The sequence below is a fragment of the Roseateles sp. P4_D2 genome (assembly GCF_056401875.1).
In genome coordinates, this window is sequence record NZ_JBFUIM010000007.1 from 70,773 (window position 1) to 95,140 (window position 24,368).

The window sequence follows — 24,368 nt, forward strand, 5'->3', positions numbered from 1 at the left end:
TTCAGAGCACTTCGAAGATGCCAGCCGCGCCCATGCCGCCGCCAATGCACATCGTCACGCAGACGCGCTTGGCACCGCGGCGCTTGCCTTCGATGAGGGCGTGGCCCGTCAGGCGCTGGCCCGACACGCCATAAGGGTGGCCGACAGCGATTGCGCCGCCGTTGACGTTCAGGCGGTCCATCGGGATGCCCAGCGTGTCGGCGCAGTACAGCACCTGCACGGCGAAGGCTTCGTTCAGTTCCCACAGGTCGATGTCGGCCACCGTCAGGCCCAGCTTCTTCAGCACCTTGGGGACGGCGAACACAGGACCGATACCCATCTCGTCAGGCTCGCAACCGGCCACGGCAAAGCCGAGGAAACGGCCGATGGGCTTGAGGTTGTGCGTGGACGCGTATTGCTCGCTGACCAGCGCGCAGGCGCCGGCACCGTCGCTGAACTGGCTGGCGTTGCCGGCCGAGATCAGACCGCCGGGCATGGCGGAGCGCAGGTCCTTGATGGCGTCATAAGTGGTGCCCTCGCGCAGGCCCTCATCGGCGCTGATGGTCACTTCCTTGCTCATCAGGCCCATGACCTTGTCGGCCACGCCCATGGTCGTCGTGACCGAGATCAGTTCGTCGGCGAACTTGCCGGCGGCCTGGGCGGCGCAGGCCTTCTGCTGGCTGCCGGCGCCGTACTGGTCCATGCGCTCGCGCGAGATGTTGTAGCGCTTGGCCACGTTCTCGGCAGTCTGCAGCATGTTCCAGTAGATCTCGGGCTTGAGCTTCATCAGCGCCGGGTCGACCAGCATGTGCTTGTTGGCCTCTTGCTGCACGCAGGAAATGCTCTCGACGCCGCCGGCGATGTAGACATCGCCCTCGCCGGCAATGATGCGCTGCGCGGCCATCGCAATGGTCTGCAGGCCGCTGGAACAGAAGCGGTTGATGGTGACGCCGCTCACCGTGATCGGCAGGCCGGCCTTCAGCGCGATCTGGCGCGCGATGTTGGAGCCGGTGGCGCCTTCGGGCGTGGCGCAACCCATCAGCACGTCTTCGATGGCACCGCCATCGATGCCGGCGCGCTCGACGGCTGCCTTGACGGCGTGGCCGCCGAGTGTGGCGCCGTGGGTCATGTTGAACGCGCCCTTCCAGCTCTTGGCGAGCGGCGTGCGGGCAGTGGAGACGATCAGTGCGTTGCTCATGTCTTGTTCCTTGTCAGTCGCGCGCTGCGATCAAGTGAAGCTCTTGCCTTCCGCCACGAGGCGGGCCAGCAGCGGGGCGGGCGTCCAGAACGCACCGTCATCCATCGGGTTCTTGGCAAAGCGCTTCATTGCCTGCACGACGTTGAAGAGGCCGAGGGTGTCGGCGTAGCACATCGGGCCACCGCGGAAGATCGGAAAGCCGTAGCCGGTCAGGTAGACCATGTCCACGTCCGACGCGCGCTGGGCAATGCCCTCTTCCAGCAGATGCGCGGCCTCGTTGACCAGGGCGAACACCAGGCGGTGCACGATCTCCTCGTCGCTGATGTCGCGCTTCTTGGCGCCGATGGCTTCGCGGTGCTTGGCGAGCATCTCGTCGACGACAGGTGACGGGATCGCGTCGCGCTTGCCAGGCAGGTAGTCGTACCAGCCAGCACCGGTCTTCTGGCCGAAGCGGCCCAGCTCGCACAGGCGGTCGGCGCTCGCCGAGTACTTCATGTTGGCGCGCTCTACAGCGCGGCGCTTGCGGATCGCCCAGCCGATGTCATTGCCCGCCAGGTCACCCATGCGGAACGGGCCCATCGCGAAGCCGAACTTCTCGACCGCCTTGTCGACCTGCTGCGGCGTGCAGCCTTCATCGAGCAGGAAGCCGGCCTGGCGGCTGTACTGCTCGATCATGCGGTTGCCGATGAAGCCGTCGCAGACGCCCGACACGACAGCCGTCTTCTTGATCTTCTTGCCAATGGCCATGACCGTCGCCAGCACATCCTTGGCGGTTTCCTTGCCGCGCACCACTTCCAGCAGCTTCATCACGTTGGCTGGGCTGAAGAAGTGCATGCCCACCACGTCCTGCGGGCGCTTGGTGAACGAGGCGATCTTGTCGACGTCCAGCGTCGAGGTATTGGACGCGAGGATGGCGCCGGGCTTGGCGACTTCGTCCAGCTGCTTGAAGACGGCCTCCTTGACGCCGATCTCCTCGAACACCGCCTCGATGATGAGGTCGGCGTCGCCCAGGTCGGCGTAGCTCAGCGTCGTGCTCAAGAGCGCCATGCGCTGGGCGTATTTGTCTTCCTTCAGCTTGCCCTTCTTGACCTGGGACTCGTAGTTCTTCTTGATCGTCGCGACGCCGCGGTCCAGGGCTTCCTGCTTGGTCTCCAGGATGGTGACCGGGATGCCCGCGTTCAGGAAGTTCATCGAGATGCCGCCACCCATCGTGCCGGCGCCGATGACGCCCACCTTGGCGATGGTGCGCAGCGGCGTGTCTTCGGGCACGTCGGAGATCTTGCTGGCCACGCGCTCGGCGAAGAACAGGTGGCGCAGCGCCTTGGACTCGGGCGTCAGCATCAATGCCATGAAACCCTCGCGCTCGGCGCGCATGCCGTCGTCGAACTTCATGTTGACGGCACTGGCCACGGTCTCCAGGCAGCGCAATGGTGCCGGGAAGTTCTTGCTCATGCCGCCCACCATGTTGCGGGCGAACTGGAAGTAGGCCTCGGCGTTGGCGTGGCGGGCTTTCAGGTCGCGCACCTTGGGCAGCGGGCGCTTCTCGGAAACTTCTTCAGCGAACTTGACCGCCGCGTCGACCACGTCGGCGTCGACGATCTTGTCGAACAGCTTCTGGCCCGGGACCATGGCCAGCATCTGCGCCTCGACCGGCTCGCCGCTGACGATCATGTTCAGCGCGGGCTCCACGCCCAAAGCGCGTGGCAGGCGTTGCGTGCCGCCGGCGCCGGGCAGCAGGCCCAGCTTCACTTCGGGCAGCGCGACCTTGGTGCCGGTCTGCGCGACGCGGTAGTGGCAGCCCAGGGACAACTCCAGGCCCCCGCCCATGCAGACGCTGTGGATGGCCGCGACGACCGGCTTGCTGCAGTTCTCGACGACAGCGATCAGGCTCAGCAGGTTCGGCTCGGCCAAGGCCTTGGGGCTGCCGAACTCCTTGATGTCGGCACCGCCCGAGAAGGCCTTGCCGGCGCCGGTGATGACCAGGCTGGTGATGGCCGGATCGGCTTCGGCGCGCTCCACGCCGGCCGCAACGGCGGCGCGGGTGGCAAAACCCAGGCCGTTGACCGGCGGGTTGTCGAGCGTGATCACGGCGACGCTGCCGCGAACTTCGTAATGGGCTGTCATGGGCACGACCTCAGTTGGCGGGCCCACCGCGCCTTGCGCAGCCGGCCCAGAATAGAACGACCGTTCGATTCTAGGCAGCGCCCGCCGCGCAGTCTTGTCCCGGCAGTGACAAGGCCGTGAAGGGCTCAGTACTGGGACTTGGGCAGGACCACGGTGTCCTTGAACGCCTTGGCCGCCTCCGGCTCCGCTGGCGGCTGCAGCTTGGCCTCGGCATAGCGGCGCATGGCCTCGGCGGCATCCAGGGGGGCAACAGGTGCAGGAGCCTGGCGCGGCGCGGGCCGCACTGCCAGGCGCAGCTCATGGCAATCGCGCTGCAGCTGCTCCACCTGCTTGCGTGCCTGGGTGAGCTGCTGGGCGCCAAGTTGGCGGGACTGCTCCACGTGCATCACCCGCTCATGCTCGCGCTTGATTCGTTTGGCTGACCAGGCGTAGACGGCACCTCCCGCCACCAAACCGCCCACAGCAAAGCTGCCCACCAGCTGCAACAGTTGACCGTTGTCCATTTTTTCTCTCCCCTGACACCGTTGTCCGTTGGCACTGTATCGGTCTGACGGCGCAACGCCCGTCTTGCCAGGGTTTGTCACGAGTCGCCACCGCTCCGTCTCGCCCTTGGACGCCCAGCGCCCCCCGGCTAGAGTGCGGGCCATGCTGATTCCGGTCGTCTACCCGCCCCGCGATCCCGCGCCGCCGCCGCAGTTTTCCCCGCCGCCGCCGCCAAAGTCGGAGGAGCCCGCGCCTCCTCCACCGCCCGAGCCGCCTTCCACGGCATCCACGACCGAGGGCGATGTGCCCTGGATGCTCTATCTGCTGCGCGTGCTGGGCCTGTGCGCCTTTCCCGTCGTCATCGTCATCGCCGGCGTCGCCGTGCTGCTCGGCCTGGAACAGGCCCGCGAAACGCTGCTGTCGCTGGAAGTGGGCAGCGCACAGACCGCCCTCCTCGTCTTCACCTTCGGCTTGTGGCTGCTGCTGGCCTGGTATGTGAGCCGCCTGCTGCTGGACCGCCGCTTCAAGCCCGACACGCTGGGCGAGTGCATGAACCCGCGCTTTGGCGACGGCCTGCGTCGCTGGCTGCCGCGCGGGCTCATCCTCGGCGGCGGCCTGCCCATCGCGATCTTCTTCCTGGTGCAGACGCGCGAGCGCCTCATCGGCGTCGCGCTGCTGGCCGTCACGGCGGGGCTGGCCCTTTTTGTCTGGAAGCGGCGCGCCTGGCTGCTCAAGCTCGGCACGGGCTCGCGGCTGGCGCGCTGGCTCGCGCTGGATGGCCGGCGCGAGGCCATCGCGCTGCTGGAGCGTGAGGACCGCATGAGCACGCCGTCGCGCGTGCTCGTCGCGCTGGTGCTGCTGCTGCAATGGGGCGTGTTCGCCGCCCTCGTGGCCTGGCCCGAGGCCACGGCGCGCGCCATCGGCTCACCGGCCCTGGTGCTGCTGGCCATGGGCAGCTGGATCGTCTTTGGCGGCATCCTGCTGACCTATGCACCCAAGGCGTTGATACGCATGCCGCTGACGCCGTTGCCGCTGCTGCTCTTCGTGGCATTTGCCCCGCTGAACGACAACCACCGTGTGGCCGACCCTGAGCGCAGCGCTCGCAATGCCATCGCCGCCCGCCAACCGGCCGACGCCTGGGTGCAAACCTGGCTGCGCACCGTGGGCGCGGACGGCAAGCGGCCGCTCGTGATCGTCGCCGTGGCCGGCGGCGCCTCGCGCGCGGCGTATTGGGGCAGCGCATCGCTGGCGCGCCTGCAGGATCTCGGTGAACAACAGGGCGTCAACTTCGTCGACTCGATCTTCGCCATCAGCGGCACGTCGGGCGGGGCCCTGGGCGCGGCCAGCTTCGTCGCCGCCGTGGACGCGCGCCGCCAGGCGGTCGATGCTGCCAACTGCACGCCCTGGAAGCTGGTGCGCGACTTCACTGGCCGCGACCATCTCGCCACGCCGGTCGGTGACATGCTCTACCCCGACCTGGTGCAGCGCTTCCTGCCCCTGGCCGTCGCCGGCGCGGACCGATCTCTCGGCCTGGAGAAGGTCTGGACGCATGACTGGCCCAGGAGCCTGGCCCAGCAATGTCCGCTGCGCCCGACCGCCCATCCCAACCCCTGGGGCGAGGCGATGACGGCCTTGCACGGCCGCGCCACCGACGCCGAATGGCTGCCGCTGCTGGCCATGAACGCCACAGCCCTGTCGCGCGGCCAGCGGGTCTACCAGTCCGACTTCCTGCTGGCCGGTGGCGACGGCATCGACCTGCTCGACCCCTCGCTCGGCCTGGAGGTCGAGCGCATGACGCTGGCTCAGGCCGTGCACAACAGCGCCCGCTTCCCCTACATCAGTCCTGCCGCAGCCGTCCTCTTCAAGGAGGCGCACAGGGATGAGGAGAACGGCGATGTCGGCCGCGTCTGGGACCGTCTGGGCGATGGCGGCTACGTGGAAGCCAGCGCGACACTGCTGCTCTCCGACTTGCTGCGCGACCTCGAAGCCAGCGGGCGGCTCAAGGCCTGCAAGCCCGAGGACAACTGTGCCGCCCAAGGCGTCCTGGACCGCTCGCGGCTGCGTCTGCTGCTGCTGGTCAACAGCGCCTCGCAGGTCGACGACTGGCTGTGCCGCGACGCGCCCACGGCTGCCGATGCGCAGCCGCTGGACGGGCGCCGCTACCGCGCCACGCACATGGGCCTGAACGAGGTGGTCGCGCCGGCGCAGGGCATCCTGAACAGCAACGACGCCCGCGCGCGGGACTCGGCAGTCGAGCTCATCAAGCGCATCGGCGGCTGCGGCCAGGTGGCGGAGCTGCGCATGCCTGCACTGCCGGGCCAACGCCAGCCGTCGATGAACTGGATGCTGAACTCGGCCTCGCGCGAGCTGATCGACGCGGCACTGCTGGAGAAGCTCAATGCCACCGACCCGGCCGTCGGCGCGGCGCAGGCCCAGCTGGTGGCCCATCTGCGCCAGGCCAAGGGCTGGATGCTGCAGATGAAATAGGGCCGTCACAATGCGGCCCCCATGCCCAGCTTTCTCCTGCACCTCTGCACCGCGCCGCAGCGCCGCGCACTCTGGCGCGCCTTGCTCGCCGTCCTGCTCATCGTCATCACCTGCCTGGCCCTGAGCCCGGCACCGCCCAAGACCATCACCACCGGCTGGGACAAGTCCAACCATGCCCTCGCCTTTGCCGCGCTGGCCTTCAGCGGTGTCTGGGCCATGTGGCCCGTCTCGCAGCGGCCGCGGCAATGGGTCTGGCTGGTGATCGCGCTGGTCGGCTACGGCATTGGCATCGAGATCGCGCAGAGCTTTCTGCCACCGCGCGAGGCCGATTGGCATGACGTGGTGGCCGACAGCGTCGGCATCGCCCTGGGTCTGCTGGCGGCCTGGCCCATCACAGCCAGCGCAGCACGCCGACGGTGACGGCGGGCACGAACAGCAGCAGCAGCAACCTCAGCACGTCGCTGGCCAGGAAGGGCATGACGCCTTTGTAGGTCTCGTTCATCGGCACGTCGCGCGCCATGCCGTTGACGACATAGACGTTCAGCCCCACCGGCGGCGCCAGCATGCCGATGCCCACCGTCATCAGCACCAGGATGCCGAACCAGATCGCCTTGGGCTCGGGCGCAAGGCCGAACAGGTCCAGGCCCATGATGGTCGGGAAGATGACGGGAATGGTCAGCAGCAGCATCGACAACTCGTCCATCACGCAGCCCAGCACCACATAGAAGGCCAGCACGCCGGCGACGATGGCCAGCGGCGGCACGGGCAGCCCGCCCACCCACTGCGCCAGATGCGCGGGCATCTGCGTCAGCGCCAGGGCCGAATTCATCATGTCGGCGCCGAGGAAGATCATGAAGACCATGGCCGTCGTCTCGGCCGTGCCCAGCAGCGCGCGCTTGAGTCCATCGCCGCGCAGCTCGCCCGACAGCAGGCCGCTGGTCAGCGTCGCCAGCGCGCCGATGGAGGCACCCTCGGTCGGGCTGAACAGGCCACCGTAGATGCCGCCAAAGACGACGACAAAGATGGCCAGCAGCGGCCATACGCCCAGCAGAGCGTGCCAGCGCTCGCTCCAGCTGTGGCGCGGTCCCGGCACGGCCAGATGGGGCCGCAGCCGGCAGGTGATGGCGATGACCGCGAGATAGCCGGCGGTTGCGATCAGGCCGGGGATGAAGGCGGCGGCGAACAGCTTGGCGATGTTCTGCTCGGTCAGGATGGCGTAGACGATCAACGGCACCGACGGCGGGATCAGAATGCCCAGCGTGCCACCCGTCGCCAGCACGGCAGTGGACAGGCGCCCGTGATAGCCCGCGGCCTTCATCTCGCCGTAGGCCACCTGGGTGATGGTGGCGCAGGTGGCCACCGAAGAGCCGCAGACCGAGCCGAAAGCGGCCGACGCCAGGATGGCCGCAAAGGCCAGGCCGCCGCGCCAGTGGCCGACCCAGGCAGACGCGGCGCGAAAGAGTGCCTTGGAAAGCCCGCCCTGGGTGGCGAACTGCCCCATCAGCAGAAAGAGCGGGATGACGGACAACTCGTAGACCGTCAGCCGCGCGACGGCGGAGCCCTTGATGAGGTTCAGTAGCGCGGCGTCATTGCTCATCCAGGCGTAGCCCAGGGCCCCGGGGATGAACATGGCGGCCGCGATGGGCACGCGCAAGGCCATCAGCGCGAGCATCAGGGCGAAGATGGCGAGGCCGGCTGTCATCTGTTCCCGAGCTTGGCTTGGCGCACAGGCCCATGCCCGGAGTTCGCCCGGGCGGGCGACCTACTTTCTTGTGCGAACAAGAAAGTAGGCAAAGAAATCGCCCCTGCGAAACCGCCCACCCGCAAAGCGGGTGGGTGCCCTGCGATGCTCGAAGACCGAGGCCCGCGCAAAACTCCCGCCGCTACGCTCTGGTCAAACAGTTGCGCGGAGCCAGTTGTTGAAGCGCGCCAAGGCGCGCGCCTCGGTCTCCTGTGCTTCTCGGCGGTTTCAAAGGGGGAATCCCAAACAGCCGAACAACCAACCGCCAAACGCATCAGACGGCTGGTGCGGGCTGTTCCTTCACTCCCCCTTTGAGTCCCGCCGAGGAGCGCACGGCCTTGAGGCCGCGTGCGCCAGCACGCTTCAAGCTCTGACTCCGCGCAACTGTTTGACCACAGCGGCCCTTGGGCCGCGACGGGAGTTTTGCGCGGGGCCTCAAGGACGGCGCACCGCAGGGAACCCCTCGCTGTGCGAGGGGCGGGCGGTTCGGGGGCGACTCTTTGCCTACTTTCTGGTCGCTCAGAAAGTAGGTCGCCCGCCGGGGCGAACTCCCGGCTGGGCCTGGCCATCAAGCTTCACCTCGCTGAACAGCTTGCACCACCGCAATCACCGCCGTCAGTGCCAAGCCTGGCGCCAAGATGGCGTAGGCCCACCACATCGGCAGGCCCAGGATCATGGTCTGCTCACCGGCCTCGTCCACCGCCGCCGCGCCCATGCCGGTGCGCCAGGCCAGCAACCCCAGCATGACGGCCAGAAGCAGCGCGCCGAAGCGGTCCAGCGCGCCATTGACACGCTCGGGTGCAGCCTGGGTGAAGAAGTCCACGATGATGTTGCCGCGCCGCAGCTGGCACCAGGGCAGGCACAGCGCGATCGCCAGCGCAATGCCGATCTGGCTCAGTTCCACATCACCACGCACGGGGCTGGCGAACAGGTTGCGGCCGATGACGCTCCACAGCGTCATGCCGGCGACGAGCAGCGCGCAGACGCCGCCCAGCAGCGCAAATACTGCCGCCAGCTTCTCAAGCCATTTCACTTCTTGTACTTGGCCAGCAGCGCCTGCGCTTCGCTCAGCATCTGCTTGCCGGGCAGGCCACGCTTGTCCATGTCGGCGGCCCAATCGTCGTAGAGCGGATGGCTGGCCTTGATCCAGTTGTCCACCTCGGCAGCCGGCACCGTGTAGAAGACATTGCCGCGGTCCACCGCCGGCTTTCGGCCAGGCGCCTGGCTGGCATCCCAGGTGCGGCCGGCGGCCTGTGACAGGGCGGCGCCGGAGTTCCTGTCGATGACGGCCTTCAGGTCGGCCGGCAGGCTGTCGTATTTGGCCGGGTTCATCGCCAGGATGAAGACCGCGCTGTACAGCGCCGGCCGGCTCGGGTCGGTCTCGGTGTGGTACTTGACCATCTCGTGCAGCTTGACCGAGGGGATGACCTCCCAGGGCAGCGCAAAGCCGTCGATGGTGCCCTTGCTGACCGCATCGGCCACGGCCGGCAGCGGCATGCCGACCGGTGAGGCACCCAGGCTGCTGAGCAGCTTGTTGGTCTGGCGCGTCGGTGCGCGCAACTTCAGGCCCTTGAAGTCGGCCAGCGTCTTGATCTGGCGCTCGCGGGTGTGCAGATAGCCCTCGTCGTGCGTCGCGAACATCAGCGGCTTGACCGCGGCAAACTCCTTGACGGCGTACTTGCCATAGAAGTCCCAGGCTGCGCGCGACGCCGCCTCGGCGGAGTTCGTCATGAAGGGCAGCTCGAACACCTCCATGATGGGAAAGCGCCCGGCCGTGTAGCCCGGTAGCGTGAAGGCGATGTCGACGACACCGTCCTTGACCTGGTCGATCAACTGGGCCGGCGTGCCGCCGAGCTGCATGGCCGGGTAGACCTGGCATTTCAGGCGGTTGCCGGAGTCTGCCGCGATCTTGTCGCACCAGGGCGCCAGGATCTGTGTCGGCGGCATGGCGCCGGGCGGCCAGAAGTGATGCACCTTGAGCGTGATCGGCTCGTTGGCCTGCACCGCGGTCGCGGCCAGCAGGGCGGCGATGAAGGCGATTGCTTTCATGCCCGGTCTCCTTGTTGTGTGGCGGCGATCCTAGGGGAATTGGCTCTGCTGACATCCCCGCACCCACCCTAGGGGGGGGTGTCCTACAGCCAAAGACCCTGCACTGACATACCGTTGGCAGCAGTTTGCGATACGGTGCCACCCATGTTGACCGAGCTGCTCCGCGCCACCCGAGCCCATTCGCTCGCCCTTGCCGCGCCCCTGTCGGACGAGGACGCCCAGCTGCAGTCCATGGCCGACGCCAGCCCTACCAAATGGCATCTGGCCCACACGACCTGGTTCTTCGAGACCCTGGTGCTGTTGCCACATCTGCCGGACTACTGCGTCTTCGACGAGCGCTGGCCGCGCCTCTTCAATTCCTATTACGAGAGCCTGGGCCCGCGTCATGCGCGCCCGCAACGCGGCCTGCTGAGCCGGCCCAGCCTGGACGAGGTCAAGGCCTACCGCCGCCATGTGGATGCCGCCCTGGCCGACCTGCTGCCACATGCTGGCGACGATGCCCGCCGGCTGATCGAACTGGGCTGCCACCACGAGCAGCAGCACCAGGAGCTGCTGCTGACCGACATCCTGCACGCCTTTTCCTGCAACCCACTGCTGCCGGCCTACGACGTGTCAACACCGCTCAAGGCCGTCGCCCCCGATCAGGCCTGGTTGAAGCACGCTGGCGGCATCGTCGACATCGGCCATGGCGGCAGCGGCTTTGCCTTCGACAACGAAGGCCCGCGCCACCAGGCCCTGCTCGCGCCTTTCGAGATCAGCAACCGCCTCGTCACCTGCGGTGAGTACGAAGACTTCATCGACGCGGGCGGCTACCGCGAGCCGCTGCTGTGGCTGTCCGATGGCTGGGCCACCGTGCAGGCCCAGGGCTGGCAGCGACCGGCCTACTGGCTGGAAGACGGCAGTGTGTTCGGCCTGCATGGCGTGCAACCGCTGGATGCCGACGCGCCTGTCATGCAGCTCAGCTTCTACGAGGCTTGCGCTTTTGCTGAATGGGCTGGCGCGCGGCTGCCGACCGAGTTCGAGTGGGAGGCGGCATGCGGATTGCCGGGCTTCGCGCTGGCCGCCGATCAGGCCTGGCAGTGGACTCGCTCCAGCTACGCGCCCTACCCCGGCTTCAAACCCGCGGCGGGCGCGGTTGGTGAATACAACGGCAAGTTCATGGTGGGGCAGCAGGTATTGAGAGGCGGCAGCCTCGCGACCCCGCTGGGCCACGCACGACCGAGTTACCGCAATTTTTTCCCGCCGGCCGCACGCTGGCAGTTCAGTGGAGTGAGGCTCGCAAGATGAAACCAGGAATTGAATGGCGCCAGCCCCGCGCTTCGGCCGACAACGAGCAGTTCGCGGCCGACCTGCACGCGGCGCTGAGCCGCGCGCCCAAGGCGATCTCGCCCAAGTACTTCTACGACGAGACCGGCTCCAAGTTGTTCGAGCAGATCTGCGACCTGCCCGAGTACTACCCGACGCGCACCGAACTGTCACTGCTGCAGACGCATGCGGACGACATGGTCGCGCAGATGGGCGGCCAGGTGCAGCTCGTCGAATACGGTGCCGGCGCTCTGCGCAAGGTGCGCCTGCTGCTGGACGCCATCCCGCGCGACAGCGTGCAGTTCGTGCCGGTGGACATCTCAGGCCCGCACCTGCTGGCGGCCTGTGACGGGCTGGCAGGCGACTATCCGGGCCTGGCCATCCAGCCGCTGGTGGCTGACTTCACGCGCCCGCACACGCTGCCACCCTGCCCCGAAGGCAGCCGCCGTGTCGGCTTCTTCCCTGGCTCCAGCATTGGCAATTTCACGCCGAGCGAGGCGGACGCCTTCCTGCGTCTGGCCGCGGGCGAACTGGCCGGCGGTGGCCTGCTGATCGGCATCGATCTCGTGAAGGACCACGGCACGCTGCATGCCGCCTACAACGACGCGGCCGGCGTGACGGCCGCGTTCAACATGAATTTGCTGCACCGCGCCCGCCAGAAGCTGGGTGCGGAATTCCCGCCGGACGGCTTCGAGCACCTGGCCTTCTACAACCCGGCCTACCGGCGCATCGAGATGCATCTGCGCGCGACCCGGCCGCTGGAGCTGCGGCTGGGTGATGAGGTCTACGCGTTCAGCGAGGGCGAGACCCTGCATACCGAGCATTCGCACAAATACACCGTCTCCGGCTTCCAGGCCCTGGCCGAGCGCGCGGGCTTCAGGCCGGGCAAGGTGTGGACGGATGCGAACGGGTGGTTTGCGGTGCTGTGGCTGGAGGCAGAGAGCAGCAAATAAGCCAGCACTATGCGCGTCGCCCGCCAAACCCCGGGCGCTTGCTGTCGTGCTTGACGACGATGATCCTGACCTCGTCCGCGATCACGCGATAGACAACTGTGTATGGAAAGACGCTCATGGCGAAACCGCGTCGGCCATTTGAGCGTGGCGAGCCGATGTCGGGATGCTCAAGGAGCAGGGCAGCAAGCCGTTTGAACTCTGCAACAAAACGGGCCGCCACGATGGGCGAGCCCTCACGCTCGTAGAAGGCGGCGGCTTCGTGGACGTCTTGCTCTGCGGCCGGATGCAGTGTGACCTTCATCCGGGAAAGCGGGCTTCCAGTCTGGCGACGGCCACATCGACGGGCACGGCGTTGGCGGTGCCGACTTCAAGCTCTTGCTCGCGTTCGTCGGCCAGCTTGTCCCAAGCAGCCTCAACGCCAGCGTCCACGTCCAGGCTGGCGATCAATCGATCCAGCAACTTCGCGCGATCGGCTGGCGATAGTCGCAGTACTTCTGCTTGAAGGGTTTCGAGAGCGGTCGTCATGAGCATCCCCTGGGGCCCGAAGCTTGGGCAGTTCGGGTAGCTTGCCACAACTCCGTTCGGGCACTGCGAACCCGAACGATGCATGACGCGGCCAACGTTGGGGATCACTGCGTTCACCCCTACTGGAGCCCGGCGATATAGCGTTCTGCCGCGTCAGAACACGGAATCGATTGGCAGCGATCTCAGATCGCCAACCTCTCCCGCACCCCATCCGCCGGCATGTCCTTGCCCCGCCCACGCATGACGATCTCGCCGCGCTGCATCAGCAAATACTGGTCGGCCAGCTCTTCGGCGAAGTCGTAGAACTGCTCGACGAGCACGACCGACAGGCCCTTGTCGTGGGCCAGGTGCTTGATGACGCGGCCGATGTCCTGGATGACGTTGGGCTGGATGCCCTCGGTCGGTTCGTCCAGCAGCAGCACCTTCGGCCCCGGCGCGAGCGCGCGGGCGATGGCCAGCTGCTGTTGCTGGCCGCCGGACAGGTCTCCGCCGCGGCGGGAACGCATCTTGTCGAGCACGGGGAACAGCTCGAACAACTCTTTCGGCAACGGCGTGCCCGCGGGCTGGCTGGAAAGACCCATTTGCAGGTTCTCCATGACCGTGAGCCGGCCGAAGATTTCCCGGCCCTGCGGCACGTAGCCCAGGCCGGCGCGAACGCGCTGGTGCGTCTTCAGCTTGTTGATTGCCTCGCCGTCCAGCGTGATGCTGCCGGACGTGACAGGCACGACCCCCATCAGGCTCTTCAGCAGCGTCGTCTTGCCGACACCGTTGCGACCCAGCACGACCGTGATTTCACCGGGCTTCAAGTCGAAGCTCAGGCCGCGCAGGATGTGAGAGCCGCCGTAGTGCTTGTGCAGGTCCTGCACTTTCAAGATGTCATCTGCCAAGGTACACCTCGATCACCTTCTCGTCGGACTGCACGGCGGCCATGGTGCCTTCGGCCAAGGTCTTGCCTTCATGTAAAACCGTGACCGTGCGATGCGCGCCGGCCAGCGTGCCGACGAAGTTCATGTCGTGCTCGACCACGACGAGGGAATGCTTGCCCTCCAGGCTCAGGAACAGCTCGGCGGTGCGCTCGGTCTCCTCGTCGGTCATGCCCGCCACGGGCTCGTCGAGCAGCAGCAGCTTGGGGTCTTGCGCCAGCAGCATGCCGATCTCCAGCCACTGCTTCTGACCGTGGCTCAGCAGGCCGGCGACGCGCTCGCGCTCCTCGGTCAGGTGCACAGTCTTCAGCAACTCGCCAAGCCGATCCTTTTGCTCGCCATTCAACTTGGCCCGCATGGCGAAGCGCGCGCGGCGATCACCAGCGAGAGCCAGCTCCAGGTTCTCGGCCACGGTCAGCGCCTCGAACACCGTGGGCTTCTGGAACTTTCGGCCGATGCCCGCGCGGGCAATCTGCTGCTCGCTCATCAGACGCAGGTTGAGGTTGCTGCCGAAGAAGATGCGTCCGCTGTCGGGCCGCGTCTTGCCCGTGAGGCAGTCCATCGTCGTCGTCTTGCCAGCACCGTTCGGACCGATGACACAGCGCAGTTCGCCCACGCCGACCGTGAACGACAAGCCGCCCAACGCCTGGAATCCGTCGAAGGCGACCTTGAGGTCTTCGACGTAGAGCGCAACACCTTGGTTGAAAACAGGCTCGCCAGACGTGGCGAAGCGGGTAATGGCACGGGAGCGTGCCTCAGCGCCCGCCTCAAGAAGTTCTGGTGTCATTTCTTGAACCTCTTCGCCAGCCCCATCAAGCCTTGCGGCAGGAACAGCGTCACCGCGATGAAGAGCCCGCCGAGGATGTAGAGCCAGCCTTCCGGCCACCAGGCCGTGAAGACCGATTTCGTCCCATTGACGAAGAAGGCGCCGAGCACCGGCCCGATCAGCGTGCCGCGCCCGCCGACCGCTGCCCAGATGGCCATCTCGATACTGGCCGCCGGGCTCATCTCGCCGGGGTTGATGATGCCGACCTGGGGCACATAGAGGATGCCGGCCAGCGCGCACATGACCGCCGAGATCACGTAGGCGCTGAGCTTGAACGCGACCGGGTCATAGCCGAGGAAGCGCACGCGACCCTCGGCGTCGCGGATGGCTTGCAGGATGCGGCCCCAGCGGCTTTTTGTCAGTGCCCGGGCGATCAGGTAGCAAGTAATCAGCGCCAGGCCGCTGGCGATGCACAGACCGACTTTCATGCCCGGCGTGTTCAGCGGCATGCCGGCGATGCGCTTGAAATCGGTGAAGCCATTGTTGCCGCCAAAGCCCGTCTCATTGCGGAAGAACAGCAGCATGGCCGCCACCGTCAGCGCCTGCGTGATGATGGAAAAGTACACACCCTGGATGCGCGAGCGGAAGGCGAAGTAGCCGAACACCGCGGCCAGCAACCCCGGCACGGCGAGCGCCAGGAAGATCTGCCCCGCCAGCGAGTCGCTGAGCGCCCAGTGCCAGGGCAGCTCCTTCCAGTTCAGGAAGACCATGAAGTCCGGCAGGTCCGATTGGTACTGGCCTTCGCGGCCGATCTGGCGCATCAGATACATGCCCATGCCATAGCCACCCAGGGCAAAGAAAAGCCCATGGCCGAGCGACAGGATGCCGCCGAAACCCCAGATGAGGTCCAAGGCCAGGGCACAAATGGCAAAGCAAAGAAACTTGCCGAGCAGGCCCACGTAGAACTCGCTCAAGTGCAGCGCGTGGCCGGGCGGGAAAGCGAGGTGCAGCAAGGGCACGAACAGCAGCACGAGGGCCCCCGCGATGAGCAACGTCTTCTTCATTCGACCGACCTGCCCTTCAATGCGAACAGGCCTTGCGGCTTTTTCTGGATGACGAGCACCAGCAACATGAGCAGCGCGATCTTGGCGAGCACAGCGCCCTGCCAGCCCTCCAGCAGCTTGGACAGCACCCCAAGGCCCAGGCCCGCGTAAACGGTGCCGGCAAGCTGGCCCACGCCGCCCAGCACGACGACCATGAAGGCGTCGACGATGTAGCTCTGGCCGAGGTCAGGGCCGACATTGCCGATCTGGCTCAGTGCGCAGCCGGCCAGGCCCGCGATGCCCGAGCCGAGCGCGAAGGCCATCGTGTCGACCTTGGCGGTGTTGACGCCCACGCAGGCCGCCATGCGGCGGTTCTGCGTGACGCCACGCACCATCAGGCCCAAACGCGTCTTGGCCAGCAGCAAAGCCATGCCGACCAGCACCAGCGCCGCAAATCCAAGAATGGCCAGGCGGTTGTAGGGCAGCGTCAGATTGGGCAGCAGCGCCCAGCCGCCGGACAGCCAGGTGGGGTTCTCGACCGCCACGTTCTGCGCGCCGAACAACGTGCGTACGGCCTGCATCAGCACGAGTGAAATGCCCCAGGTCGCCAGCAGCGTCTCCAGCGGCCGGCCGTAGAGCCAGCGGATGACGGTACGTTCCATCGCTGCGCCGACGAGGGCAGCGACGATGAAGCTGGCGGGCAGCGCCAGCCACAGGTAGTAATCGAAGGCCGCAGGCAGCCAGGCGCGAAAGCCCTGCTGCACGCAATAAGTGGCGTAGGCGCCCACCATCAGCAGCTCGCCGTGCGCCATGTTGATGACGCCCATCAGGCCGTAGGTGATGGCCAGGCCCAACGCGACGAGCAAGAGCACAGAGCCGAGGCTCAGGCCCGAGAACAGCAGCTGCGCGCGCTCGCCCCAGGCCAGGCGGTCGCCGATGGCGTCGATGGCGTTCTTCATCGCGGCCTTGGTGGCGGCATCGGTCTCGCCGCTCATGCGCTCCAGCAGCAGCGCGCGCGTCGTCGGGTCGGCGCTGCCGGCCAGCTCGACGGCGGCGGCACGGCGCTGTGCGGCGTCCGTTGACGACAGCTTGGCGCCGGCTACCAGCGCGCCCAATTGGCTGCGCAGGCCCGCGTCCGTCTCGGCCGCTAGCGCACGCTCGTAGAGCGGCAGCTTGACGGCGCTGGCGTCTTCGCGCAGCGTCACCAGCGCCTTGGCGCGTGTATCGCGATCCTTGGACAGCAGGGCCAGCCCCGCCAGCGCCGAATCGATCTCGCGACGCAGGCGGTTGTTCAGCATCGGCTCTTCGCCCTCGGGCGGCGCAGCGCCCTCGGCGGCCACGACCGCCTTGCCCTCGCGCAGCCGCACTCGGCCGTCGAGCAGTGCGTGCAGGTAGTCCGCCAGCGCCGGGTCAGCCTGCGCCACGGCCTCGTTGAGGGCGGCGACACGCTCGTCGCCTTCACCAGCGGCGATGCGGGTCAGCAATTCAGGCGGCAGCGCAGCCCAGGCCGAAAAGCCCAGGAGCGCCAGACACCAACCGATCAGAAGTCGTTTGATCATGAGAACCCACGAAGACGCAGACCAGCGCCGCACAAAGTGCGCGCGCCCCTCCAGCGGCCGCCGTGGATCTGGCTCTGCCAGTCCACCAGCGGCGCCCCCTCGAAGGGGGCCGCAGCTTTGCTGCGGTAGGGGGTGAGCCTTATTTCGCGGGCTCGTCCTTCTTGCCCTTGTTCTCAGGGATGTAGGGGCTCCACGGCTGGGCCTTGACCGGGCCGGGCGTCTTCCACACCACGTTGAACTGGCCGTCACCCTTCACTTCGCCGATGAAGACCGACTTGTGCAGGTGGTGGTTCTTCTCGTCCATCTTGGACGTGATGCCCGACGGTGCCGTGAAGGTCTGGCCGGCCATCGCCGCGATGACCTTGTCGGTGTCGGTGCTGCCGGCCTTCTTGACGGCCTGCGCCCACATGTTGATGCCGATGTAGGTGGCTTCCATCGGGTCGTTGGTCAGCGGCTTGTCCTTGTGGCCGGCAATGCCCTTGGCCTTGGCGTAGTCGCTCCACTTCTTGATGAAGGCGTCGTTGGCCGGTGCCTTGATGGACATGAAGTAGTTCCACGCGGCCAGGTGGCCTTGCAGCGGCTTGGTGTCCACGCCGCGCAGCTCTTCCTCACCGACCGAGAAGGCCACCACCGGCACATCGGTCGCCTTCAGGCCCTGGTTGCCCAGTTCCTTGTAGAAGGGCACGTTGGAGTCGCCGTTGATCGTGGAGATGACCGCCGTCTTCTTGCCTTCGGCGGCGAACTTCTTGATCTTGGCAATGATGCTTTGGTAGTCCGCGTGGCCGAAGGGGGTGTAGTCCTCCATGATGTCGGCTTCGGGGATGCCCTTGCTCTTCAGGAAGGCGCGCAGGATCTTGTTCGTCGTGCGCGGGTAGACGTAATCGGTGCCCAGCAGCACGAAGCGCTTGGCGCCGCCGCCGTCCTTGCTCATCAGGTATTCGACGGCGGGGATGGCCTGCTGGTTGGGCGCGGCACCCGTGTAGAACACGTTCTTGCTCAGCTCTTCACCCTCGTACTGCACCGGGTAGAACAACAGCGCGTTGGTCTGCTCGAAGACCGGCAGCACCGACTTGCGGCTCACCGAGGTCCAGCAGCCGAACACGACGGCGACCTTGTCCTGCGAGATGAGCTGCTTGGCCTTCTCGGCGAACAGCGGCCAGTTGGAAGCCGGGTCAACCACCACCGGCTCCAGCTTCTTGCCGAGCAAGCCGCCCTTGGCGTTGATCTCGTCGATGGCCATCAGCACGGTGTCCTTCAACACCGTCTCGGAAATGGCCATGGTGCCGGACAGCGAATGCAGCACGCCGACCTTGATGGTGTCGGCAGCAAAGGCGGCGTGGGGGAGCAGGGTGGCAGCGGTGGCCAGTGCAAGAGCGGAACGGCGAAGCATCGGTATTCCTCCAGGTTGGATGTGAGGGTCGGGTAGCCGGAGGGCATGAGCGCAAGCCCCGTGCCAGCTTCGTGCACTTCGTCACACCCTGTGATCGCGCATCCGGCCGCACGCATACAGCCCATGACAGCCCTGTCGCGGTGCGATTCGCACCGTTGGTGTACTGCAGCATCGGGCTATTGCACGAAAACGGGGCTAGTCATGCCCCGATTTGTGGCTTGCGGGTAGACCCTAGCCAGCCAAGCCGCGCAAGACCTGGGACCGGCTTCGGCTGACCATCAACGCCCGGCCGTCCTTCAGTTCGGCGCTGAGCTGGCCATTGGCCAGGCGACGAAAGCGCGCCACCGCATCCAGGTTGACGATGCAGCCGCGGTGGATGCGCACCCAGCGCTCGGCGTCCAGCCTCTCCTCCAGCCGCGCCAGGGCCAGATGCAGCAGGTGCTCGGCACCGCCGGCGTGCACGGCGACGTAGTCGCCCACTGCCTCGAAGTGGCTGACCTCGGCCACGGCCACCGGCACGATGGCCGCGCCGCTGCGCACGAACAGGCGTGTCAGCGGGCCGCGCCCGAGCAGCTCGGCCAGTCGCTCCAACGCCGGTGGGCAGGGCTCGCCCAGGGCGGCGCGCACACGCTCCAGCGTGGCATTGAGCCGCTCAGCGCCGAAGGGCTTGAGCAGATAGTCCAGCGCGCCCAGCTCGAAGGCCGTGATGGCGTGTTCAGCGTGGGCCGTCGTGAAGATGACCAGTGGCGGCGTGCCGGACGCCGCCAGGCGGCGCAGCACCTCGGTGCCCAGCAGACCCGGCATCTGGATGTCCAGGAAGACCAGCTCGGGCTTCAGGCGCTGGATCTCGGCCAGCGCCGCCGGGCCGTCGGCCGCTTCGCCGATGCAGTGCAGCCAGGGCAGGCCTCGCAGCAGATGGCGCAGGCCGGCACGGGCGACGGGCTCGTCGTCGGCGATCAGGGCGGTGACAGCGGCCGTCATGCCTCGTCCTTCACCGGCAGGCGCAGTTCGGCGCGCAGGCCCCGGCCAGGCGCCGTCTGCACCGTCAGTGAAGCGCTGGCGCCGTAGAGCCAACCCAGCCGCTCGCGCAGCCGGCGCAGGCCGGTGCCACCGGCCTCCAGCGCGGCGGGCTCAGCGCCCATGCCGTCATCCGCCGCGGCGATCAGCAGAGTCTCGCCCTCGACGCGTGCAGTGACGCGCACCGTCGTCGCCTCGACCCGCGGCGCGGCACCGTGGCGCACCGCGTTTTCCACCAGCGTCTGCAGCGCGAAGCTCGGCAGCAGCTCGTTCAGCGCCGCGTCCTCGAACTCGGTGACAACACGCAGGCGCTCGCCGAAGCGGATGGCCTCGATGTCCAGATAAAGCTGCACCATCGCCCACTCCTCGCGCAGCGTGACGAACTCGCGCGGGTTGTCGAAGCTCGCGCGCAGCAGGGCCGCAAGTTGCTCGGCCGCGCGCGTGGCGCGTTCGGGGTCCAGCGGGATCAGCTGCACCACCGTGTGCAGCGCGTTGAACAGGAAGTGAGGATGCAGCTGGGCGCGCAAGGCTGCCAGCTGGCTGCGCGCCTGCAGCGCTTCGAGCTGCGCGTTGCGGGCCGCGGCGCGCTGGGCGTAGGCGACGCCGGCGATCATCACGTAGAACCACACGCCGGTGACGAGATAGGCCGCGATGCCGGGCCCAACCACCAGGACGACACGGCCCACCACGAGGCTCTCCACGATGCTGTTGGCCGCGACCCAGGCCACGGCGTACAGCGTCGCACCGAGCGCATGCTTGGCGACGAAGCTCAGCTTCAGCGGATGTGGCCACGGCAGGCGAGCGGTGAAGCGGTGCACGACGAGGCCGAGCACGGCCGCCGTCGCCATCAGACGCAGCGAGTAATGCAGCGCCTCGTGAATGCCGGCGCCATGCACGGTCATCATCAGCACCGCGAACAGCGCTGCTACCGGCAGCCAGCCGATCAGCCATTGCACCCAGATCCAGGCTCTGCCCATTCCTGCTCCGCGCCTATCTAACTGCTTTGCGCGACGTGCGCTTGGCGACGATGGTCAGCGTCCCCTCCTCCCAGTTCGCGCCATTGTCCAGCGAGCGGTCCTGGCGCATCTTGAAGCGGTCAGCGGTGATCTCGGTGAAGCGCGTGCGTGTCAGCACCGGCTTGCCCTCGGCGTTCTGGCCGCTGCCCTCGAGCAGCATTTCACCGCCCTGCCACTGGCCGTTGCTGCTGCCGAAACGCGCGCGGTAGACATCCAGGCCGCTGATGAGCCAGCGCTTGGTCTTGGCGTCGAAGATGCGCTGGCTGTAGTTCAGCGACGTCGGGTTGCCCGACGCATCGAAGATGCGCAGCTCGTCATCCAGGCCGTAGCCGTCGAAGGCTTTCCAGGCCTTCCAGCTGCCCATCAACTTGGGCGCCCCGTGGATCATCGCGGCCAGGCCACCGACCTTGGGTGCCACCTCCAGCTCCCACTGGCCAACGAGGAAGTCGAACTGCGCGGCTTCGGCCGGCGCAGCGGCGGCTGCGGGCGCCGCGCCGCCATGCTGGGCATGGGCAATGCCGGTGAAGGCGAGAGCGAGGGACAGGACAAGAGCTTTCATGACGTCTCCAGGTAAGGGATGCCGCAGCATCGCGACGCGCGGGACGCCTGGCGAGGGCCGAATCGCCGAGTGGCACAACGGTGCCGTCCAACGGTGCGCCGCACGGCCGGCGGCTTCCTACATTGGTCGCCATGGACCCAACTGCACTCATCCGCCTGCGCGGCGTCGGCAAGAGCTACCCGCAAGCGGGCGGCGATTTCCAGGCCCTCGCCGCCCTCGACCTCGACATCCACGCCGGCGAGTTTGTCGCCGTGGTCGGCCCTTCGGGCAGTGGCAAGTCGACGCTGCTCAACCTGCTCGCCGGCATCGACCGCGCGGGCAGTGGCGAGCTGAGCGTGGCTGGCCAAGACCTGCGCGCTTTGCCCGAGCGCGCCTTGTCCCGCTGGCGAGGCAAGGCAGTCGGCGTCGTGTTCCAGTTCTTCCAGCTGCTGCCGACGCTGACCGCTTTGGAGAACGTGATGCTGCCAATGGACTTCTGCGACCAGTGGCCGGCCGCTGAACGGCCTGAGCGAGCACTGGCGCTGCTCGAGCGCCTGGGTGTGGCCGACCAGGCGGACAAGTTCCCGTCTGCCCTTTCAGGCGGCCAGCAGCAGCGCGTGGCCCTGGCCCGGGCGCTGGCCAACGCGCCGGCGCTGATCCTGGCCGACGAGCCGACTGGGAACCTCGACTCCGTCAACGCCGAAGCGCTGCTGGCGCTGCTTGCCGAGCTGGCCCGGGAACAAGGCGTCACCATCGTCATGGTCACGCACGAAGCCGCCGCTCTGGGCCAGGTGCAGCGCAGCCTGCGCCTGCGCGACGGCCGCCTCATCGAGGACCGTCGACATGACTAAGGTTCTCAAAACCTGGCGCGACCTCTGGCAGCACCGCGCACGCAGCCTGCTGGTCGTGCTCGCCGTCGCGCTGGGGCTGACCGCCGCCGGCACCATCCTGAATGCGTGGACCCTGGTCGAACGCGCCACCGACCAGGGCTATAGCGCCAGCCTGCCCGTCTCGGCCACGCTGGTGCTGGACCGGGCCGATGCGCAGGCGCTGGCCCTTGCCAAGGCACAGCCCCAGGTCGTCGCCGCACGGCTGCGGCGCAGCGTGATGGCCGCCGTGCAGGCCAATGGCCGGTCGCGCAATGCCGTCGTCATTGCGCTCGACGACTTTCAGCGCGCCGACATCGGGCGGCTGCAGCTCGACACGCCACCCATCGACGGCGGGCTGTGGATCGAACGCTCGTCGCTGGACTTCTCCGGCGCCAGCGTTGGCGAGCCTGTGTCCCTGCGCGCGGCCGGTGCCGAGACACTGCCGGTCGACATCAAGGGCTTGGTGCGCGACGTCAGCCAGGCGCCCGGCTGGATGGAAAACCTCGTCTACCTGTACGGCACCGCAGCGACGCTGACGCGACTGGGTGCGCCAGCGGGTTTCAACGAATTGCAGTTCCGCATGCGGGACGAGCACGCGACGCGCACCGACGTGCGCGCTGTCGTCGACACCTTGAAGGCCGCGCTGATCGCCGGTGGCTACGTGGTCAAGAGCGTCGACGTGCCCGAACCCGGCCAGCACATCCACGCTGCGCAGATGGACTCGCTGCTGATGACCCAGGGCGCCTTCGGCCTGCTGGCGCTGCTGGCCTGCGGCTTCCTGGTCGTCAACCTCGTGGCCGCGATGCTGGCCGGGCAGACGCGCGAGATCGCCGTCATGAAGGTGCTGGGCGGCTCGCCTGGCCAGATCGGCGCGATGGTGCTGGCCCAGGCTGGCGCTTTAGGCCTGCTGGCCTCGGCAATCGCACTGCCCTTGGCGCTGTGGCTGGGGCGGCTCTACGGCGGGCTCAAGGCCGAGCTGCTGAACTTTCCGCTCGACGGCATTGCCACACCGGCGTGGGGCGTTGCGCTGCAGTTGGCCGTCGGGCTCGCGCTGCCGCTGGCCGCCGCCGCGCTGCCGGTGCGTACGGCCCTGCGCCGCCCCGTGGGCGAGGCGCTGCGCGACATCGGCATCACCCGCGAAGGCCGGCCGCTGAGCCTGCAGCGCGGCGCGCTGGCGGCGCGGCTGGTGCCGCTGCTCGGTGGCTGGGCGCGGCCACTGCTGCTGTCGGTGGGCAATGCCTTTCGCCGCCGCCAGCGCATGCTGCTGACCGTGCTGGCCCTGGCCAGCGGTGGCGCGGTGTATCTGGGTGCCGCCAATTTGCGCAGCGCCGTGCGCGGGTCGGTGGACGATCTCTTCGATGCCCAGCGCTTCCAGCTGCAGGTGCGCGTCGCCACGCCTTCACCCGCCACCAAGCTGGAGGCGCTGGCCCAGCAGGTGCCTGGCGTCGCGGCGGCCGAGGCCTGGCGCGGGCTGCGTACCAGCCTCGGTGCCGAGCCGCTGACGCTGCTCGGCGTGCCGCCCAGCGGCCGTCTGCTGGCGCCGCGTCTGCTCGAGGGTCGTTGGCTGGCGGGTGACGGCGAACTTGTCGTCAGCCGTCTGCTGCAGAGGCAGCAGCCCGCGCTGACCGTCGGCAGCCACCAACGCATCGCCGGCCGCGACTGGACCATCGTTGGCCTCGTCGAGGCCGGCCCGCAAGCCCTGGCCTACACCTCGCGTGCCACGCTGGACGCGCTGGCCGGCAACGAGCTCGCGACCAGCCTGGTGCTGAAGCTGGATCGGCCGGACTCGCCGGTCGCCCTCCTTGACGCCGTGCAGCAGCTGCGTGGTGCCCTCACTGAAGCCGGCATCGGCATTGCCGCCAGCCAGTCCCAGGCCGACAACCGCCGCGTCGTCGAGGACCATCTGCTGATGTTTGTGGACTTCCTTGGCGCCATGGGCCTGGTGATGATCGCCGTCGGCGCGATGGGCCTGGCCTCGACGATGGGCCTGGCCGTGCTGGAGCGCCGGCGCGAGATCGGTGTGCTTCGGGCCATCGGTGCACGCGATGGCGCCATCCTGGCAATGGTGCAGGTCGAGGGCCTGACCCTGGTCGTGCTGGCCTGGCTGACGTCGCTGCCCCTGGCCCTGCCCATCAGCGCCCTGCTCGAGGTGGCCTTCGGTCGCATCATGTTCAGCGTGCCGTGGCGTCTGGTACCGAGCGCGACCACGGCGTTCGGCTGGCTCGGATTGATGGCGCTGATCTCGCTGATTGCCTGCGCGCTGCCCGCACGCCGCGCGTTGCGCATTCCCGCTGCGCAGGCGCTTGCCTACGCCTGAGTCACGGTAAGCCCCAATCGCCATTTGAAGCACTTCTCAAGACAATCGCGGCCTCCCGGCAGGTGGCGATCTCCTTGAGTCACACA

At 67.6% G+C, this 24,368-nt stretch carries 22 protein-coding genes; 6 read left to right on the plus strand and 16 right to left on the minus strand.

Annotated features, from left to right (window positions below):
- Position 1 precedes the first annotated feature (1 nt).
- From AC1DW0_RS14095 to AC1DW0_RS14105, 3 genes are all read right to left on the minus strand, one after another.
- Positions 2-1,177, minus strand: a complete 1,176-nt coding sequence (locus AC1DW0_RS14095; protein ID WP_457320339.1) for an acetyl-CoA C-acyltransferase — start codon at positions 1,175-1,177, stop codon at positions 2-4.
- Between the two features lie 30 nt (positions 1,178-1,207).
- Positions 1,208-3,301, minus strand: a complete 2,094-nt coding sequence (locus AC1DW0_RS14100) for a 3-hydroxyacyl-CoA dehydrogenase NAD-binding domain-containing protein (RefSeq protein WP_477946483.1) — start codon at positions 3,299-3,301, stop codon at positions 1,208-1,210.
- A gap of 125 nt (positions 3,302-3,426) precedes the next feature.
- Positions 3,427-3,804 (minus strand): hypothetical protein, encoded by a 378-nt coding sequence (locus tag AC1DW0_RS14105; protein WP_457323564.1) that lies wholly within the window; start codon positions 3,802-3,804, stop codon positions 3,427-3,429.
- A gap of 142 nt (positions 3,805-3,946) precedes the next feature.
- Between AC1DW0_RS14105 and AC1DW0_RS14110 the strand changes: the two genes are divergently transcribed.
- Together AC1DW0_RS14110 and AC1DW0_RS14115 are read left to right on the plus strand one after the other, a co-directional pair.
- Positions 3,947-6,271 (plus strand): hypothetical protein, encoded by a 2,325-nt coding sequence (locus AC1DW0_RS14110; protein ID WP_477946485.1) that lies wholly within the window; start codon positions 3,947-3,949, stop codon positions 6,269-6,271.
- 21 nt (positions 6,272-6,292) lie between these two features.
- Positions 6,293-6,691 carry a VanZ family protein gene (locus AC1DW0_RS14115; RefSeq protein WP_477946487.1) on the plus strand — a complete coding sequence of 133 codons (399 nt, stop codon included), beginning with the start codon at positions 6,293-6,295 and terminating at the stop codon, positions 6,689-6,691.
- Here the strand turns inward: AC1DW0_RS14115 and AC1DW0_RS14120 are convergent.
- The 3 genes from AC1DW0_RS14120 to AC1DW0_RS14130 all read right to left on the minus strand — a co-directional run bounded on the left by AC1DW0_RS14120 (position 6,663) and on the right by AC1DW0_RS14130 (position 10,061).
- The gene (locus tag AC1DW0_RS14120) at positions 6,663-7,973 is read right to left on the minus strand and encodes a TRAP transporter large permease (RefSeq protein WP_457391901.1); all 1,311 of its coding nucleotides are present in this window, start codon (positions 7,971-7,973) and stop codon (positions 6,663-6,665) included. The genes AC1DW0_RS14115 and AC1DW0_RS14120 overlap by 29 nt on opposite strands.
- 607 nt (positions 7,974-8,580) lie before the next feature.
- Entirely contained in the window at positions 8,581-9,045 is a 465-nt protein-coding gene (locus AC1DW0_RS14125; protein WP_457353637.1) for a TRAP transporter small permease, read from the minus strand.
- Positions 9,042-10,061 carry a TRAP transporter substrate-binding protein gene (locus AC1DW0_RS14130; protein ID WP_457323569.1) on the minus strand — a complete coding sequence of 340 codons (1,020 nt, stop codon included), beginning with the start codon at positions 10,059-10,061 and terminating at the stop codon, positions 9,042-9,044. The genes AC1DW0_RS14125 and AC1DW0_RS14130 overlap by 4 nt, the downstream gene beginning before the upstream one ends.
- 144 nt (positions 10,062-10,205) lie before the next feature.
- Here AC1DW0_RS14130 and egtB point away from each other — a divergent pair, with 144 nt between their 5' ends.
- Together egtB and egtD are read left to right on the plus strand one after the other, a co-directional pair.
- Positions 10,206-11,348: an ergothioneine biosynthesis protein EgtB gene (gene egtB, locus AC1DW0_RS14135; protein ID WP_457323570.1), complete on the plus strand. Its 1,143-nt coding sequence runs from the start codon at positions 10,206-10,208 to the stop codon at positions 11,346-11,348.
- Positions 11,345-12,319: an L-histidine N(alpha)-methyltransferase gene (egtD, locus tag AC1DW0_RS14140; RefSeq protein ID WP_477946490.1), complete on the plus strand. Its 975-nt coding sequence runs from the start codon at positions 11,345-11,347 to the stop codon at positions 12,317-12,319. Before egtB ends, egtD begins: the two co-directional genes overlap by 4 nt.
- 7 nt (positions 12,320-12,326) lie before the next feature.
- Here the strand turns inward: egtD and AC1DW0_RS14145 are convergent, their stop codons facing one another.
- The 10 genes from AC1DW0_RS14145 to AC1DW0_RS14190 form a co-directional block, all read right to left on the minus strand.
- Positions 12,327-12,620 carry a type II toxin-antitoxin system RelE/ParE family toxin gene (locus tag AC1DW0_RS14145; protein WP_056203768.1) on the minus strand — a complete coding sequence of 98 codons (294 nt, stop codon included), beginning with the start codon at positions 12,618-12,620 and terminating at the stop codon, positions 12,327-12,329.
- Positions 12,617-12,844: an addiction module protein gene (locus AC1DW0_RS14150; RefSeq protein WP_056204477.1), complete on the minus strand. Its 228-nt coding sequence runs from the start codon at positions 12,842-12,844 to the stop codon at positions 12,617-12,619. Before AC1DW0_RS14150 ends, AC1DW0_RS14145 begins: the two co-directional genes overlap by 4 nt.
- A 182-nt stretch (positions 12,845-13,026) precedes the next feature.
- Positions 13,027-13,719 carry an urea ABC transporter ATP-binding subunit UrtE gene (gene urtE / locus AC1DW0_RS14155; protein WP_457353888.1) on the minus strand — a complete coding sequence of 231 codons (693 nt, stop codon included), beginning with the start codon at positions 13,717-13,719 and terminating at the stop codon, positions 13,027-13,029.
- A gap of 1 nt (position 13,720) precedes the next feature.
- On the minus strand, positions 13,721-14,554 hold the full coding sequence (gene urtD / locus AC1DW0_RS14160) for an urea ABC transporter ATP-binding protein UrtD (RefSeq protein WP_457391893.1): 834 nt from the start codon (positions 14,552-14,554) through the stop codon (positions 13,721-13,723).
- On the minus strand, positions 14,551-15,597 hold the full coding sequence (gene urtC / locus AC1DW0_RS14165) for an urea ABC transporter permease subunit UrtC (protein WP_477946492.1): 1,047 nt from the start codon (positions 15,595-15,597) through the stop codon (positions 14,551-14,553). Before urtC ends, urtD begins: the two co-directional genes overlap by 4 nt.
- A complete protein-coding gene (gene urtB / locus AC1DW0_RS14170; protein ID WP_477946494.1) occupies positions 15,594-17,135 on the minus strand; it encodes an urea ABC transporter permease subunit UrtB in 1,542 nt (513 codons plus the stop codon). The genes urtC and urtB overlap by 4 nt, the downstream gene beginning before the upstream one ends.
- A 139-nt stretch (positions 17,136-17,274) precedes the next feature.
- Positions 17,275-18,525, minus strand: a complete 1,251-nt coding sequence (gene urtA, locus AC1DW0_RS14175) for an urea ABC transporter substrate-binding protein (RefSeq protein WP_477946496.1) — start codon at positions 18,523-18,525, stop codon at positions 17,275-17,277.
- A 231-nt stretch (positions 18,526-18,756) separates the two neighbouring features.
- Positions 18,757-19,506 (minus strand): LytR/AlgR family response regulator transcription factor, encoded by a 750-nt coding sequence (locus AC1DW0_RS14180; RefSeq protein ID WP_477946498.1) that lies wholly within the window; start codon positions 19,504-19,506, stop codon positions 18,757-18,759.
- On the minus strand, positions 19,503-20,519 hold the full coding sequence (locus AC1DW0_RS14185; RefSeq protein WP_457323607.1) for a sensor histidine kinase: 1,017 nt from the start codon (positions 20,517-20,519) through the stop codon (positions 19,503-19,505). The genes AC1DW0_RS14180 and AC1DW0_RS14185 overlap by 4 nt, the downstream gene beginning before the upstream one ends.
- Positions 20,520-20,532: 13 nt before the next feature.
- On the minus strand, positions 20,533-21,117 hold the full coding sequence (locus AC1DW0_RS14190) for a hypothetical protein (protein WP_457323606.1): 585 nt from the start codon (positions 21,115-21,117) through the stop codon (positions 20,533-20,535).
- A 131-nt stretch (positions 21,118-21,248) separates the two neighbouring features.
- On the opposite strand from AC1DW0_RS14190, the gene AC1DW0_RS14195 reads away from it, so the two are divergent.
- Positions 21,249-21,947 carry an ABC transporter ATP-binding protein gene (locus AC1DW0_RS14195; RefSeq protein ID WP_477946501.1) on the plus strand — a complete coding sequence of 233 codons (699 nt, stop codon included), beginning with the start codon at positions 21,249-21,251 and terminating at the stop codon, positions 21,945-21,947.
- Positions 21,940-24,282: an ABC transporter permease gene (locus AC1DW0_RS14200; protein WP_477946503.1), complete on the plus strand. Its 2,343-nt coding sequence runs from the start codon at positions 21,940-21,942 to the stop codon at positions 24,280-24,282. The genes AC1DW0_RS14195 and AC1DW0_RS14200 overlap by 8 nt, the downstream gene beginning before the upstream one ends.
- The last annotated feature ends 86 nt before the right edge of the window (positions 24,283-24,368 follow it).

Excerpts from the sequence above, each read along its gene's own strand:
- AC1DW0_RS14095 (WP_457320339.1), bottom strand. The coding sequence starts at position 1,177 with ATGAGCAACGCACTGATCGTCTCCACTGCCCGCACGCCGCTCGCCAAG.
- AC1DW0_RS14100 (WP_477946483.1), bottom strand. The coding sequence starts at position 3,301 with ATGACAGCCCATTACGAAGTTCGCGGCAGCGTCGCCGTGATCACGCTC.
- AC1DW0_RS14105 (WP_457323564.1), bottom strand. The coding sequence starts at position 3,804 with ATGGACAACGGTCAACTGTTGCAGCTGGTGGGCAGCTTTGCTGTGGGC.
- AC1DW0_RS14110 (WP_477946485.1), top strand. The coding sequence starts at position 3,947 with ATGCTGATTCCGGTCGTCTACCCGCCCCGCGATCCCGCGCCGCCGCCG.
- AC1DW0_RS14115 (WP_477946487.1), top strand. The coding sequence starts at position 6,293 with ATGCCCAGCTTTCTCCTGCACCTCTGCACCGCGCCGCAGCGCCGCGCA.
- AC1DW0_RS14120 (WP_457391901.1), bottom strand. The coding sequence starts at position 7,973 with ATGACAGCCGGCCTCGCCATCTTCGCCCTGATGCTCGCGCTGATGGCC.
- AC1DW0_RS14130 (WP_457323569.1), bottom strand. The coding sequence starts at position 10,061 with ATGAAAGCAATCGCCTTCATCGCCGCCCTGCTGGCCGCGACCGCGGTG.
- egtB (WP_457323570.1), top strand. The coding sequence starts at position 10,206 with ATGTTGACCGAGCTGCTCCGCGCCACCCGAGCCCATTCGCTCGCCCTT.
- egtD (WP_477946490.1), top strand. The coding sequence starts at position 11,345 with ATGAAACCAGGAATTGAATGGCGCCAGCCCCGCGCTTCGGCCGACAAC.
- AC1DW0_RS14145 (WP_056203768.1), bottom strand. The coding sequence starts at position 12,620 with ATGAAGGTCACACTGCATCCGGCCGCAGAGCAAGACGTCCACGAAGCC.
- AC1DW0_RS14150 (WP_056204477.1), bottom strand. The coding sequence starts at position 12,844 with ATGACGACCGCTCTCGAAACCCTTCAAGCAGAAGTACTGCGACTATCG.
- urtD (WP_457391893.1), bottom strand. The coding sequence starts at position 14,554 with ATGACACCAGAACTTCTTGAGGCGGGCGCTGAGGCACGCTCCCGTGCC.
- urtC (WP_477946492.1), bottom strand. The coding sequence starts at position 15,597 with ATGAAGAAGACGTTGCTCATCGCGGGGGCCCTCGTGCTGCTGTTCGTG.
- urtB (WP_477946494.1), bottom strand. The coding sequence starts at position 17,135 with ATGATCAAACGACTTCTGATCGGTTGGTGTCTGGCGCTCCTGGGCTTT.
- urtA (WP_477946496.1), bottom strand. The coding sequence starts at position 18,525 with ATGCTTCGCCGTTCCGCTCTTGCACTGGCCACCGCTGCCACCCTGCTC.
- AC1DW0_RS14180 (WP_477946498.1), bottom strand. The coding sequence starts at position 19,506 with ATGACGGCCGCTGTCACCGCCCTGATCGCCGACGACGAGCCCGTCGCC.
- AC1DW0_RS14185 (WP_457323607.1), bottom strand. The coding sequence starts at position 20,519 with ATGGGCAGAGCCTGGATCTGGGTGCAATGGCTGATCGGCTGGCTGCCG.
- AC1DW0_RS14190 (WP_457323606.1), bottom strand. The coding sequence starts at position 21,117 with ATGAAAGCTCTTGTCCTGTCCCTCGCTCTCGCCTTCACCGGCATTGCC.
- AC1DW0_RS14195 (WP_477946501.1), top strand. The coding sequence starts at position 21,249 with ATGGACCCAACTGCACTCATCCGCCTGCGCGGCGTCGGCAAGAGCTAC.
- AC1DW0_RS14200 (WP_477946503.1), top strand. The coding sequence starts at position 21,940 with ATGACTAAGGTTCTCAAAACCTGGCGCGACCTCTGGCAGCACCGCGCA.